Origin of the sequence: Leucobacter komagatae (assembly GCF_006716085.1) — a bacterium.
Taxonomy (GTDB): domain Bacteria; phylum Actinomycetota; class Actinomycetes; order Actinomycetales; family Microbacteriaceae; genus Leucobacter; species Leucobacter komagatae.
Window position 1 is genome coordinate 2,089,276 of the sequence record NZ_VFON01000001.1, and the last position, 12,314, is coordinate 2,101,589.

The window sequence follows — 12,314 nt, forward strand, 5'->3', positions numbered from 1 at the left end:
AGGCGTATGCGAGTCTTCGTTGCAGATCATCCACTGATCACACACAAACTGACGGTGCTGCGCGACGCGAAAACGCCGCAGCCCACGTTCCGCCTCCTTGTTGAGGAAATCATGACGCTGCTTGCCTACGAGGCAACCCGCGAGGTGCGCGTCTCCCCGCTCGAGATCCAGACCCCGGTCGCCAAGACCACGGGCGTGCGGCTGAGTGAGCCGCTGCCGCTCATCGTGCCGATTCTGCGCGCGGGCCTCGGCATGCTCGAGGGCATGGTGAAGCTCGTACCTACCGCCGAGGTCGGGTTCCTCGGCATGGTGCGTGACGAGGAAACCCTCGAGCCCACGACCTACGCAGAGCGTCTCCCCGACTCGCTCGCCGGGCGTCAGTGCTTCGTGCTCGACCCCATGCTCGCGACCGGCGGCTCGCTCGCAGCAGCAATCGACTTCCTGTTCGCGCGCGGCGCCGACGACATCACCGCGATCTGCATCCTTGGCACCCCCGAAGGCGTTGAGGCGATGCGCAAGGCCGCGGGTGACCGGAATGTCACCCTCGTGCTCGGCGCCCTCGACGAGGGGCTCGACGAGCACGCCTACATCGTTCCGGGCCTCGGCGACGCGGGCGACCGCCTCTACGGCACGGCGGAGTAGCACCGGGCCAACGTAGGTTTCCGAACCAAACAAAGAGCCGCCAGCGCCCCCTCGGGTGCTGGCGGCTCTTCGCGTTCCTCGGCGCAACGCTCAGGCGCAACGCACGGCCGGAGACACGGCGCGGGGCGCCCCGACGGCGCTCTTACGCGGCGGCGGCGCTCAGGGCGCGCAGATCCTCATCACCCAGTTCGAGGTTCATCGATGCGAGAAGCGCGGCCAACTGCTCCGTGGTGCGGGCGCTCGCGATCGGGCCGCCGATGGTGGGCTGCCGCCGCAGCCACGCGAGCGAGACGCTCGCGACTTCGACGCCCTCACGCTCGGCGATAGCGTCGAGCGCTGCGAGCATGCTGCGGCCGCGGTCGTCAAGGTAAGTGACGGCCTGGGCGGCGCGTGGGCTCGCACCGGCCGCGGTTGCGGCGGCGTCATCTCGGTACTTCCCCGCGAGGAAGCCCTTCGCGAGCCCGAAGTACGGGAACACCGCGAGCTGCTCGGCCGCCGCGACATCGCGCAGGCCGTTTGTCTCGAAGTCGCGCTCGAGCAGGTTGTAGTGCGGCTGCAGTGCGACGGGCAGGTGATATCCGCCTGCCCGGGCGATCGCGAACCACTCGGCGACGCGCTCGGCCGTGTAGTTCGAAACACCGATGGCGCGGATCTTGCCCGCGTCAACGAGCCCTGAGAACGCTGCGACGGTTTCCTCGAGCGGCGTCTCTGCGTCGTCGAAGTGGGCGTAGTAGAGGTCGATGCGGTCGGTCTGCAGACGAGCGAGCGACGCGTCGGCGGCCGCCCGCACATTCGCGGCAGCGAGGCCCGTAAACTCCGGGTGCGTCGATACCTTGGTCGCGACGGTCACCGCGTCGCGCGAGCCGCGAGCCCGCAGCCATTCGCCGATGATCGTCTCTGATTCGCCGCCGCTGTTTCCGGGCGCCCAGGCCGAGTAGCCGTCGGCCGTGTCAATGAAGTCGCCGCCGCCAGCGGCGAAGCCGTCAAGCACCGCGAACGACTCGTTGCGCCCGGCCGTCCAGCCGAACACGTTCGCGCCCAGGGCGAGGGGCGCTACCTCGAGCGCAGACGTACCGATGCGAACCCGTGTGGACATGTTGCTCCTTCGAAAGAGGTGCCGAACGCGCACCGCTTTCGACGCTACACGCTCGGGCTGGAGGACTGTCGCCATTCGTCGAGCGACACAGGGTCGTCGGTGATGACGAGGTCGATGCCGTGCTCGCGGGCCTTCGCCCACTGCTTCGGGGTGTTGAGCGTGTACACCATCGTGCCGATGCCAAGCACCCGTGCCTCGTCGATGAGTGCGAAGTCTCGCTCGAACACCTCGTTCCGCGCGCCAATCGCCGACACCTTCAGCGCTGCTGCGAGCTCAAGCGTCGGCCGGTTCCACTCGCGCGTGAGCATCACCCGCGCGTATTCGGGGGCGAGCACTGCGAGGCGCTCAAGGTTCTCGACCTCGAACGACTCGAACGCGACCCGGTCGACGAGGTAGCGGTCCCCGAGCATTGCGACCGCCGACGCGACCTGCTCGTCGCTCCAGACCCCCTTCAGCTCAATCAGAGCCCGGCTGTTCGTCGGAGCGAGCTCGTCGAGAAACGCTTCGAGCGTCGGAACGCGCTCGCCCAAGTAGGCGCCATCGAACCACGACCCGGCGTCGAGGCCCTCGAGCTGCGCGAGCGTGTGCGCAGCCACCGCGCCGGAGCCCGTCGTCGTGCGGTCGAGCGTCGGGTCGTGCATGAGCACGGGCACGCCGTCGGCCGTCAGATGCAGGTCGGCCTCGACAAAGTCGACGCCCTGATCGAACGCCAGGCGCATCGCGGCGAGCGTGTTCTCGGGGGCGAGCGCGGCGGCACCGCGGTGGGAGATGATCCCAAACCCCTCGACGCGGCTCAGCGCGCCGTGCAGTTGGAGCACACTCGCGCGCGCGGAGTAGGGATTCGTGCCGACGCCCGCGACGAGGGCGAGCACGAACACGGCGGCGAGAAGCGCCGTGCGGGCCGCGGCGACACTGCGAATTCGGGGCGTTTCGCTCGCGGTTCGCACTGCCGCGAGGGGCGCGCTGCGGGGCAGGATCAAGTCTGACATCAGGGCGAGCCGTGCGGCGAGGATTCGGTACAAGCTGTGCTCCTGTCTCTGCGCTTCGTCGCGCGTGACCAACACCCTATCGAATCCCGTTACCGTTTTGTGATTTTTCTGGGGCCGGGGATCCGGCGGCGATCCGCGCGGCCCGGCGGGTAGCAGCGCAGCGGGCACAGCGCAGCGGGCACAGCGCAGCGGGCACAGCGCAGCGGGCACATCGCAGCGGGCACAGCGCAGCGGGGCGGCCGCGATCCACATCGCACCCGCCCCGCTGTCGCTGAGGGCTCCGTCCCTGCGCTACGCCGTTTCGGCGGGCAGCAGCTCGAGCCCCTCCCCGTCTGCGGCGAGGCCGATCCGCGCGACGTCGCCGTCGCGGATCTCCCCACCGAGGATCCCGCGCGCGAGCCGATCGTCGATCTCGCGCTGGATCAGGCGCCGGAGCGGGCGTGCGCCGTACACGGGGTCGTAGCCGCGCTGAGCGAGCCACGCGCGCGCGTCGGGTGTCACCGCGAGGGTGAGCCTGCGCTCGGCGAGCCTGTTCTGCAGCCTGTCGATCGAGATCTCGACGATCTGCGCGAGCGCGTCAACGGAGAGCGGGCGGAAGATCACCATCTCGTCGAGGCGGTTCACGAATTCCGGCTTGAATGCCCGGCGCACCGTCTCTTGCACGGCCTCGACCTTCTCGCCCCACGCCATCTCGGGGTCGACGAGGTACTGACTCCCGAGGTTCGAGGTCAGAATCAGGATCGTGTTGCGGAAGTCCACCGTGCGACCCTGACCATCAGTGAGGCGACCGTCGTCAAGCACCTGGAGAAGCACATCGAAGACCTCAGGGTGCGCCTTCTCAACCTCGTCGAGCAGCACGACCGAGTATGGGCGCCGCCTGACAGCCTCGGTGAGCTGCCCGCCCTGCTCGTAACCGACGTACCCGGGAGGGGCGCCGACGAGCCGCGAGACCGAGTGCTTCTCGCCGTACTCGCTCATATCGATGCGCACCATCGCGTGCTCGTCGTCGAAGAGGAACTCGGCGAGCGCCTTGGCGAGCTCGGTCTTGCCGACGCCGGTCGGGCCGAGGAACAGGAACGAGCCGGTGGGCCTGTTCGGGTCTGCGATGCCCGCCCGCGTGCGCCGCACCGCGTCAGAGACGGCGCGCGCCGCTTCGTCCTGGCCGACAACGCGCTTCGACAGCTCGTGCTCGAGCGCGAGCAGCTTCTCGGTCTCTCCCTGCATGAGCCGGCCGACCGGAATCCCTGTCCAGGCGGCGACAACCCCGGCGATGTCTTCGTCGGTGACCTGCTCGTTCACCATGCGCGGCTCACCGTCGGGGCCCGCGGCACCCTGCAGCTCCGCGCGCTCGGCTTCAGCGAGCTCCTTCTCAATGACGGGGATCTCGCCGTACAGCAGCTTCGAGGCGCGCTCAAGGTTGCCCTCGCGCTGCGCGCGCTCGGCATCCATGCGCTTCTGGTCGAGCTTCTCGCGCAGCTCACCGACCCGGTTCAGGGTCGCACGCTCGCGCTCCCAGCGCTCCTCAAGACCAGCGAGCTCGGCCTGCTTCTCGCCGAGGTCAGCGCGGAGCTTCGCGAGCCGCTCCTTGGAGGCCTCGTCCTTCTCCTTCTTCAGCGCAAGCTCCTCGAGCTTCAGCCGATCGACGGCACGACGCAGCTCATCGATCTCGAGCGGCGCGGAGTCGATCTCCATGCGAAGCCGCGACGCGGCCTCGTCAATCAGGTCGATCGCCTTGTCGGGCAGCTGGCGCGCGGTAATGTAGCGGTTCGAGAGCGAGGCGGCGGCAACGAGTGCCGAGTCAGCAATCGTCACCTTGTGGTGAGCCTCGTAGCGCTCTTTCAGGCCGCGCAAGATCGCCACGGTGTCTTCCACCGAGGGCTCGCCGACGTAGACCTGCTGGAAGCGGCGCTCAAGGGCCGCATCTTTCTCGATGTATTCGCGGTACTCGTCGAGCGTCGTCGCACCGATGAGCCTGAGCTCGCCTCGCGCGAGCATCGGCTTCAGCATCTGCGACGCCGCGACCGACGACTCACCGCCGCCTGCGCCCATGAGCGTGTGGAGCTCGTCAATGAACGTGATGATCTGTCCGTCGGACTCTTTGATCTCGGCGAGCACGGCCTTCATACGCTCTTCGAACTCGCCGCGGTACTTCGCGCCGGCGATGAGCGCCGAGATGTCGAGCGAGATGAGTTCTTTGCCCTTGAGGGACTCTGCGACGTCGCCCGCGACGATACGCTGTGCGAGGCCCTCAACGACGGCCGTCTTGCCGACGCCGGGTTCACCGATGAGTACGGGGTTATTCTTCGTGCGCCTGGTGAGCACCTGGCTGACGCGCCGAATCTCACTGTCGCGCCCGATGACCGGGTCGAGCTTGCCGGAGCGCGCTACCTCGGTGAGGTTCACGCCGAACTGCTCGAGCGCGCTTTCTTTGCCTTCGCCTTCGGCGGGCTGCCAATTTGCCTGCATGATGTCCTTTCGTGGTGTGCGGCCCGAGGGGCCGATCTGACGGCCACTCAAAACCTGAGTCGATATGACTCAAGTTTATGCTGACCTGGCGTTTCTCGCCACTCCGCCGCCTGAGACTCTGCTGTGCGCTACTCCAAATGCCGCAGGTACCGCTGCGGCTCCGCCAAGAACCTGCGCCAGCTATCAACGATCTGAAGGTCGTCATAGCGCGTGCGGCGCATGCCCCACTCTCCGAGTTCGTACACATCGGCGCCGGGCAGTGAGGCGAGCACGGGCGAGTGCGTCGACAGGATCACCTGCGAGCCAGCCCGAGCAAGCTCAAGCATCTGCGCAAGGAGCCCGAGCGAGTTCGTGAAGGAGAGCGCGGACTCGGGCTCGTCGAACACCCACAGCCCGCGAATGCCGTCACGCGCTCCGAGATACTCAAGGAAGGACTCGCCGTGGCTCTGGTAGTTGTGCCGCCCGAGCGGCCCATTGTCTTCTGACTCGATCTTGTAGAGGTAGCCGAAGTGACTGTGCATCGTCTCCGCGCGCAGAAACACGCCCTTCCGGGCCACTCCGGCACCCCGGGCGATCTGCAGGTGCGACTCAAGCGGCGACTCACTCGCGAACGTCGAATACCGCGCGTTGTGCGTACCACCCTCGGGGTTCAGCCCGTACGCGGCGGCGATGGCCTCGACGATTGTCGACTTGCCTGCCCCGTTCTCACCGACGAACACCGTGAGCGGCCCGAATTCGAGCCCGGTCTCAAGCAGTTGCCTCACCGCCGGCACCTGGGCGAACCATGCGTTCCGGTCGACAGGGTTCTCGGGGTGCTCGGCAATCCACCGCAGTGGTAGTGAACTCATTCGCATCGACGCGCCCTCCCTCAGTTGCCGTCCGCGCCCTCAGCGTTGTCGCGTTGAGCAACCCCGCCATCACCTTGACCCTACGCCGCACCGGCGACGTTGTCCCCTCGCCCACCCCTCGCTTGTCGCCGACGTTGCGCCCTCGCCCCATCACAGTCCCCCCTGTCCAGCCCCACCATCTGGGATCTGCACAGGGTATGCCGCGCACGACGGTCTGGGCGATACGGTGTGCAGACGACATAGGCACTGTGTCACTGCCCCGCACCACTGCCCAGCGCCACGGCCCCGCGCCACCGCCCCTGGGTTTAGGGTGAGTGGGTGACCGATACGAGCCCCGCACTGCATCCACACGCCTTCGCCTCCGACAACTGGGCCGGAGTCCACCCCGAGGTTATGGAGGCGATCGTCGCCGCCAACGTCGGGCACGCCGTCGCGTACGGGGGCGACTCATGGACGGCCGAGTTGCAGGGGCACGCCCGCAGGCTGTTTGGCCCCGAGGCCGAGATCTTCCCGGTGTTCAATGGCTCGGGCGCCAACGTGCTCGCCCTGCAGTCGGCCATCCCGCGCTGGGGGGCCGTCATCTGCGCGGCGACCGCACACGTGAACACCGATGAGACCGGCGCTCCCGAGAAGACTGGCGGGCTGAAGCTGCTCCAGGTCGAGACTCCAGACGGCAAACTCACCCCCGAGCTCGTCGACCGCGAGGCCTGGGGCTGGGGTTCGCAGCACCGCGCGCAGCCGCTCGCCGTGACGATCTCGCAGACTACCGAGCTCGGCACCTGCTACACGGCAGATGAGATTCGAGCGCTCGCAGACCATGCCCACGAGCACGGAATGCTGCTGCACATCGATGGCTCCCGTATCAGCGCCGCCGCCGCGCACCTCGGCACCAACCTCGCTGCGATCTCAAGCGACGCAGGCGCTGACCTCCTGAGCCTCGGCGCGACGAAGAGCGGCGCGCTCGGCGCGGAGGCCGTCGTGCTGCTCAGGCAGGGCGTCGGAGCCGGCATCGACTACCTCCGGAAGATCGATCTGCAGCTCTCGTCAAAGATGCGCTTCGCTTCGGCGCAGCTCAATGCCCTCTACGGGGGCGACCTGTGGCTGCGATCCGCTTCTCACTCGAACGCCATGGCAGCGCGGCTCGCGGCCGGCATCGAGGCCACCGCGGCCGCGGGCGTGCGCATCGCCTACCCCGTGCAGTCAAACGCGGTCTTCGTTGAGCTACCCGAGGCGACTGCGCAGCGCGCGCAGCAGCGGTTCGCGTTCGGTGCCTGGCCGACCCAGCCCAGCCTGTACCGCCTGATGTGCGCCTGGGACACGACCGAGGCCGACGTCGACGAGCTCGTTGCGCTCCTCGCGGGGAACCAGGGCTAGATCCCGCCGAACGCGAGCCGCGCCGCGATCACGAGCATGACGACCGCGACGACGCCGTCAAGGATCTGCCATGACTTCGGCGTCGCGAAGAACCTCGTGAGCGCGCGCGCCCCGTACCCGAGCACGAAGAACCAGGCGATGCTCGCGAGCGCGCCGCCCGCGGCGAACCACCACCGGCCCGGGTCGCCCTGCGCGTTGCCGATGGAGCCCATGAGCACCATGGTGTCAAGGTAGACGTGCGGGTTGAGGTAGGTGATCGCGAGGCACGCAAGCACGACGCTTTTGAGCGACTTCGCCTCCCCCGGTCCGTCGGCGACGAGCACCTCGGGCTTCCGCGCCCGCTGTGCGGCCGACCAGGCGTACCAGAGCAGGAAGGCGACGCCGCCCCACCTCACCACGTCGAGCAGCAGCGGGGCACGCTCGATGACAAGCCCGATGCCCGCGACGCCGAGGGTTTCAAGGAGCGCGTCGGTCAGGCCGCAGATCAACACGACTGGGAGCACGTGCTCGCGCCTGATCCCCTGCCGCAGAACAAACGCGTTCTGCGCGCCGATTGCCACAATGAGCGAGAGGCCGCTGCCGATGCCGGTGAGAAATGGAAGGATCACGGAGACGACGCTATGGCCTCGGAGGCACGAACCGCTAGTTCAGCAGGATGAATGTTTCTCACCCAACATTAGGCGAGCTTAAGATTGTGTCGTGGACCTTCCCATTGAACACCTGCGCACCCTCACCGCGATTGTCGACGAGGGCTCGCTCGAGGCTGCCGCGCGGCTCCTGCACATCTCGCCATCGGCGGTGAGCCAGCGCGTGCGGGCGATGGAGGAGCGAACGGGCGCCGTGCTGCTGCTGCGCACCCGACCCGTCACGGTCACCGAGACCGGGGCGACGGTGCTCCGCGCCGCGAGGCAGGTCGCCCGCGTTATCGACGACGCCGCGGACGAGCTGGATCTCGGCAGCCCACACGGCTCAGTCGTGCGACTCGTGATCAACGCCGACTCGCTCGCGACGTGGTTCGTACCGGCCCTCGCGCGCGCGGCCACGGAGACCGGCGCCCGCTTCGAGGTGCTCCGGGCCGACGAGACGGTCTCGACCGAGAAACTGCGAAGCGGCGAGGTAATGGCCGCGCTCACCTCGACGGCGGAGGCCGTGCCCGGTTGCACCTCCGAGCGAATCGGAGTGGATCAGTACCACGCCGTCGCGGCGCCCGCGTTCTTCCGCGAGCACTTCCCGCGGGGCCTCGACGCCGCTGCCCTCGCCCGCGCCCCCATGATCGAGTTCGACAGGCACGACATGTTTCAGCAGCGGTTCCTTGCGAGCCTGGGGCACACCGACGTCGCTCCTCCGCGCCACTTCGTCCCGTCGTCGGCCGAGTTCGCGCTCGCAATCGAGCTCGGCATGGGGTGGGGCATGCTCCCGCAGATGCAGTGCTCGGAGGCGCTCGCCACGGGCGCGCTCGTGGAGCTCGCCCCGGACAGGCCCCTCGAGTTGCCGCTCTACTGGCAGCGGTGGAACCTCCGCTCGCCCGTGCTCGACGCGGTCTCCGCGATCGTCGCCGACGAGGCGCGCCGCGCGCTCGCGTAACACAGCCAACCGCCAGGAATACTGCCGGGTACACGTGCGTTCCATCACACTGGCGGGGATGACCCCGCGATACGTTTCATCCAGGAGATTCATGTCTGCGAAGCACGCAACGACCAGCGCCCCCATCCTCGACACGCTCACGGAGCGGTGGAGCCCACGGGCTTTCGACGGTGACCACTCGTTCCCTGAGAACGCCCTCCTCAGCGCGTTCGAGGCAGCGCGTTGGTCGCCGAGCGCCAACAACTCGCAGCCGTGGCGCTTCATCGTTGCGCGCCGCGGGAGCGAGTCGTTCGCGAAGATCGAGTCGACGCTCGCGGGCTTCAACGCCGCCTGGGCGGGCGCTGCCTCCGCGCTCATCGTGAACCTCGCAGTCGTCGAGACCGAGACGGGCGAGCCGCAGCGCTGGGCCGAGTACGACCTCGGCCAGGCCGTCGCACACCTCTCAGTCCAGGCGCACGCTGACGGGCTCTACGTGCACCAGATGGGCGGGTTCGACGCCGAGAAGATCAGCGAGGCGTTCGACCTCGGCACCGAGCTGCGCGCGGTCTCGGTGATGACCATCGGTAAGCTCGGCGTCCCCGAGCAGCTCGCTGAGCCCCTCAAGGAGCGCGAACTCGCTCCGCGCTCGCGCCTGGAGGTCGACGAACTCATCGTCGTCAACGACTAAGCGGTCGCACGGCCGACGCCTCGCGCTCGGCCGCGTTCAGCGCCGCCGCGAGGCCGGGGCCACCTACTCGGTGGTTTCGGCCTCGTACGCTGCCCCGTCGAGGCGCAGCGCGCGCACGAGGTCAGCCGCGTGCACCGTCGACACGATCACGCGCGAGAAGGTGTCGAACTCGCCGACCCAGCCGCGGTTCTCGTCTGCGCTCTCGGGCACATCGAGGTCGATGACGACCGCCTCGCGGCCTCGCCGCGCGAGCACGAAATCGTGCCCCTTGCGCGTGCGCCAGGTGCCGTAGGCCATCCCGCGCGGGAGCAGGGCTCCGGGCGAACGGATCCCGCGGATCCACACCCACGGGTCCTCTGTGATCACGGCAGAGCGGATCGCGGCCCTGTCGAGCACAATGTCCCTGCGGCGCAGAGCAACAGTCTTTTCGGCAGCGGTCAGGCGCAGGATCACCCTGTCCGTGTGCACCTCGATCCGCGCCATGATTAATCCAGCATGTCGCTGTGGTCGATTGCAGATTCGACGGCCTCGATGATGGCGTCGATCTCGCCCTGGCGGCCACCGGCCCCCGAGAGTTCGAGCTCTTCGGCCGCGGCGAGCGTGTTCTCGCCGACGCTCACGACGAGCGTGTCGGCCGGTAGCTGTGGGAACTGCTTGCGCACTTCCTCGGCGATCTTTGCCGAGGCGACGAGGATCGCGTTGATGCGGCCCGAGTCAATGTCTTCCCGGATGTGCACGGAGGCCGGAACTCCGATGGTGCGGAACGCGAGCACCTGGGTCACGTCGTGCCCGCGCTCGATGAGACCGGTGGTGAGTACCGGCGTCGCGACGTCCGAGCGGAGCGTCAGTACGCGCAGCACCTCGCCCGAGTCGATCTCGCTCCACTCCTTCAGCAGCTGGAAGGTCGTGTTGTTGTCTTCGTCTGGCGTGAGCGTGACGGGATACCCGGCTTCGCGGAACGCAACGGCCGTCGCTTCCCCAACAATCGCAACTTTCGTGCGCTCGTGGAAGACGGCGTTGTGGTGCTTGAGCACGTCGGCGACGGTGGCGCTCGTGGCGGTCATCCAGTCGAACTCGCCGGCCTCGAGGGCTTTCAGCGCCTCGACAAGCTTGTCTTCCTCGCTGGTGTGGGAGAAGTCCACAAGCGGGGCGATGACCGTCTGTGCGCCGCGGTCGCGCAGCGCCTGCGACACAAGGTCGCCCCAGATTCCACCGCGTGGAACCAGCACACGGAGGCCGCCGAGCAGCTTAGCCTGATCCGACATACACCCCACATCACTCGAAAAGAACATGAACCGCGCAAGGGCGACTTCTCAAAAAATACGACCCTGCAAGAGTCGTGTGTCACCTATTCTCGCCCCGCGCCGGTCAAGACGCAAAACTGAGGGGCGCAACGACTCGATTGAAACAGACCTGTTACTCAACTGCGATCCATACCGGGTACCCTCGGCAGCTGAGTTGGCACCGCTACAGCGCTAACGGAAATTGCGACTTGCGCGCTTCGCGATTCCCCACACGATCACGCCCGCCGTTGCCGCGACCCCGACGACACCCGCAATGAACGCGAGCGGCCGCTCGCGTTTCTGCTCACGGATGCGCAGACCCACCCGCTCGGTGGCGTCGTCGATGCGCTTCGCGTAGTTCAGCCGCTCGCTGAGCTGGCCGAGCGTGTCATAGAGCTCGGCGCGCGCGACTTCGGCCTCAGCGATTCCGAGCTGGCGCTGCTCCTGCGGGTTCATCGCGTGCCTCCGTATCCGTATGGGGCTGAGCCCTGGCTACCGGTCGAGCCGCTCGAGCCGGTTGGGCTCGTGGGCCGTGGCCCGGTGGGCGGCTGGTGGCCGGGCTGCGCGTCGGCGTTGATGCGGACGTCGGACAGCGCCGCCGCATCCGCACCAACCCTGTCGAGCGTCTGCTCAGGGACGGGGTTACCGCGCTTGATGAGCTTGTAGCCCGCGAAGAGCGCGCCTGCCGCGAGCAGCAGCAGTACGGCGGCTACCGTGAGCGCAGCGAGCCACCAGGGCCACACGAGCGCGAGCGCTGCGATGGCGGCGATAACGAGTGCCTGGAGCATGAAGAACACAAAGAACAGCGCGACGACGACGCCGGCAGCACCGATCCCGGCTTTCTTCGCGGCCCCGATAGCCTCGAGCTTCGCGTTGTTGTATTCGATCTTCGCGAGCGAGACAATCTGCTGCGGGAGGCGGGCGAGAAGCTCGAAGGTGCCGGCCTCATCGCGTTTGCGGCTCATGCTGAGGGCTCCTCCCCCGTGGTTCGGGAGGGCAGCTGCGCCGTCGGCGCAGCTGCCGACCGGCTCGCGGACGACTCCTCACGGTTCGGCTGCGTCGCGGCCGCAAAGGCGGACTTCGCAGCCCGACCCGCCGCGGCCTTCACGCTCTGGACCTGATCGTTCACCGATCCCTTGACCGCCGTGACGCCCTGCTGCACGAGCGGGGTCTCCCATACGGCGATCGCGCCGCGCTTGATCTGCTCGTAGCGGGCGCGGCCAGCGCGAGTGCCCAGCACGTACCCGACCGCGGCTCCAAGAACGAAACCTACTTTGCCTTTCATGCCCTGCCTCCAGACCGTCGTGCTCCCAGCCTACTCTTCGCGGCCAGGCAAGATACATTCCTCATTTGAAATATACTCGG

At 67.8% G+C, this 12,314-nt stretch carries 14 protein-coding genes; 4 read left to right on the forward strand and 10 right to left on the reverse strand.

The features are described 5' to 3' along the window. Positions 1-6: 6 nt before the first annotated feature. A complete protein-coding gene (gene upp, locus FB468_RS09495) occupies positions 7-642 on the forward strand; it encodes a uracil phosphoribosyltransferase (protein WP_141887133.1) in 636 nt (211 codons plus the stop codon). Positions 643-784: 142 nt separating this feature from the next. Here upp and FB468_RS09500 read toward each other — a convergent pair whose 3' ends face one another. The 4 genes from FB468_RS09500 to FB468_RS09515 all read right to left on the reverse strand — a co-directional run bounded on the left by FB468_RS09500 (position 785) and on the right by FB468_RS09515 (position 6,041). Further along, complete coding sequence (locus tag FB468_RS09500) at positions 785-1,738, reverse strand: aldo/keto reductase (RefSeq protein ID WP_141887134.1); 954 nt, start codon at positions 1,736-1,738, stop codon at positions 785-787. 44 nt (positions 1,739-1,782) lie between these two features. After that, the gene (locus FB468_RS09505) at positions 1,783-2,727 is read right to left on the reverse strand and encodes a glycerophosphodiester phosphodiesterase (protein WP_170219694.1); all 945 of its coding nucleotides are present in this window, start codon (positions 2,725-2,727) and stop codon (positions 1,783-1,785) included. A gap of 291 nt (positions 2,728-3,018) precedes the next feature. Then, on the reverse strand, positions 3,019-5,193 hold the full coding sequence (locus FB468_RS09510) for an ATP-dependent Clp protease ATP-binding subunit (protein ID WP_141887136.1): 2,175 nt from the start codon (positions 5,191-5,193) through the stop codon (positions 3,019-3,021). 128 nt (positions 5,194-5,321) lie between these two features. Then, positions 5,322-6,041, reverse strand: a complete 720-nt coding sequence (locus FB468_RS09515; protein ID WP_342777249.1) for an AAA family ATPase — start codon at positions 6,039-6,041, stop codon at positions 5,322-5,324. Between the two features lie 318 nt (positions 6,042-6,359). On the opposite strand from FB468_RS09515, the gene FB468_RS09520 reads away from it, so the two are divergent. Further along, the gene (locus FB468_RS09520) at positions 6,360-7,415 is read left to right on the forward strand and encodes a threonine aldolase family protein (protein ID WP_246055833.1); all 1,056 of its coding nucleotides are present in this window, start codon (positions 6,360-6,362) and stop codon (positions 7,413-7,415) included. On the opposite strand, the gene FB468_RS09525 is transcribed toward FB468_RS09520, so the two are convergent. Then, a complete protein-coding gene (locus tag FB468_RS09525; protein WP_141887138.1) occupies positions 7,412-8,023 on the reverse strand; it encodes a LysE/ArgO family amino acid transporter in 612 nt (203 codons plus the stop codon). The genes FB468_RS09520 and FB468_RS09525 overlap by 4 nt on opposite strands. 91 nt (positions 8,024-8,114) lie before the next feature. Between FB468_RS09525 and FB468_RS09530 the strand changes: the two genes are divergently transcribed. Together FB468_RS09530 and FB468_RS09535 are read left to right on the forward strand one after the other, a co-directional pair. Beyond that, the gene (locus FB468_RS09530; RefSeq protein ID WP_141887139.1) at positions 8,115-8,999 is read left to right on the forward strand and encodes a LysR family transcriptional regulator ArgP; all 885 of its coding nucleotides are present in this window, start codon (positions 8,115-8,117) and stop codon (positions 8,997-8,999) included. 91 nt (positions 9,000-9,090) lie between these two features. Beyond that, complete coding sequence (locus FB468_RS09535; protein ID WP_141887140.1) at positions 9,091-9,666, forward strand: nitroreductase family protein; 576 nt, start codon at positions 9,091-9,093, stop codon at positions 9,664-9,666. Positions 9,667-9,729: 63 nt separating this feature from the next. Here the strand turns inward: FB468_RS09535 and FB468_RS09540 are convergent, their stop codons facing one another. The 5 genes from FB468_RS09540 to FB468_RS09560 form a co-directional block, all read right to left on the reverse strand. Next, positions 9,730-10,149 (reverse strand): hypothetical protein, encoded by a 420-nt coding sequence (locus FB468_RS09540; protein WP_141887141.1) that lies wholly within the window; start codon positions 10,147-10,149, stop codon positions 9,730-9,732. 2 nt (positions 10,150-10,151) lie between these two features. Then, the gene (locus tag FB468_RS09545) at positions 10,152-10,931 is read right to left on the reverse strand and encodes a uroporphyrinogen-III synthase (RefSeq protein WP_141887142.1); all 780 of its coding nucleotides are present in this window, start codon (positions 10,929-10,931) and stop codon (positions 10,152-10,154) included. A 210-nt stretch (positions 10,932-11,141) separates the two neighbouring features. After that, a complete protein-coding gene (locus tag FB468_RS09550; RefSeq protein WP_141887143.1) occupies positions 11,142-11,405 on the reverse strand; it encodes a DUF3618 domain-containing protein in 264 nt (87 codons plus the stop codon). Then, positions 11,402-11,914 (reverse strand): phage holin family protein, encoded by a 513-nt coding sequence (locus tag FB468_RS09555; RefSeq protein WP_141887144.1) that lies wholly within the window; start codon positions 11,912-11,914, stop codon positions 11,402-11,404. Before FB468_RS09555 ends, FB468_RS09550 begins: the two co-directional genes overlap by 4 nt. Beyond that, positions 11,911-12,234 carry a YtxH domain-containing protein gene (locus FB468_RS09560; RefSeq protein WP_211359113.1) on the reverse strand — a complete coding sequence of 108 codons (324 nt, stop codon included), beginning with the start codon at positions 12,232-12,234 and terminating at the stop codon, positions 11,911-11,913. Before FB468_RS09560 ends, FB468_RS09555 begins: the two co-directional genes overlap by 4 nt. Positions 12,235-12,314: the final 80 nt, after the last annotated feature.

What these genes read in the sequence shown, in the direction of transcription:
- upp (WP_141887133.1), top strand. Translation starts at nt 7, where the DNA reads ATGCGAGTCTTCGTTGCAGATCATCCACTGATCACACACAAACTGACG.
- FB468_RS09500 (WP_141887134.1), bottom strand. Translation starts at nt 1,738, where the DNA reads ATGTCCACACGGGTTCGCATCGGTACGTCTGCGCTCGAGGTAGCGCCC.
- FB468_RS09505 (WP_170219694.1), bottom strand. Translation starts at nt 2,727, where the DNA reads ATGTCAGACTTGATCCTGCCCCGCAGCGCGCCCCTCGCGGCAGTGCGA.
- FB468_RS09510 (WP_141887136.1), bottom strand. Translation starts at nt 5,193, where the DNA reads ATGCAGGCAAATTGGCAGCCCGCCGAAGGCGAAGGCAAAGAAAGCGCG.
- FB468_RS09515 (WP_342777249.1), bottom strand. Translation starts at nt 6,041, where the DNA reads ATGAGTTCACTACCACTGCGGTGGATTGCCGAGCACCCCGAGAACCCT.
- FB468_RS09535 (WP_141887140.1), top strand. Translation starts at nt 9,091, where the DNA reads ATGTCTGCGAAGCACGCAACGACCAGCGCCCCCATCCTCGACACGCTC.
- FB468_RS09540 (WP_141887141.1), bottom strand. Translation starts at nt 10,149, where the DNA reads ATGGCGCGGATCGAGGTGCACACGGACAGGGTGATCCTGCGCCTGACC.
- FB468_RS09545 (WP_141887142.1), bottom strand. Translation starts at nt 10,931, where the DNA reads ATGTCGGATCAGGCTAAGCTGCTCGGCGGCCTCCGTGTGCTGGTTCCA.
- FB468_RS09550 (WP_141887143.1), bottom strand. Translation starts at nt 11,405, where the DNA reads ATGAACCCGCAGGAGCAGCGCCAGCTCGGAATCGCTGAGGCCGAAGTC.
- FB468_RS09555 (WP_141887144.1), bottom strand. Translation starts at nt 11,914, where the DNA reads ATGAGCCGCAAACGCGATGAGGCCGGCACCTTCGAGCTTCTCGCCCGC.
- FB468_RS09560 (WP_211359113.1), bottom strand. Translation starts at nt 12,234, where the DNA reads ATGAAAGGCAAAGTAGGTTTCGTTCTTGGAGCCGCGGTCGGGTACGTG.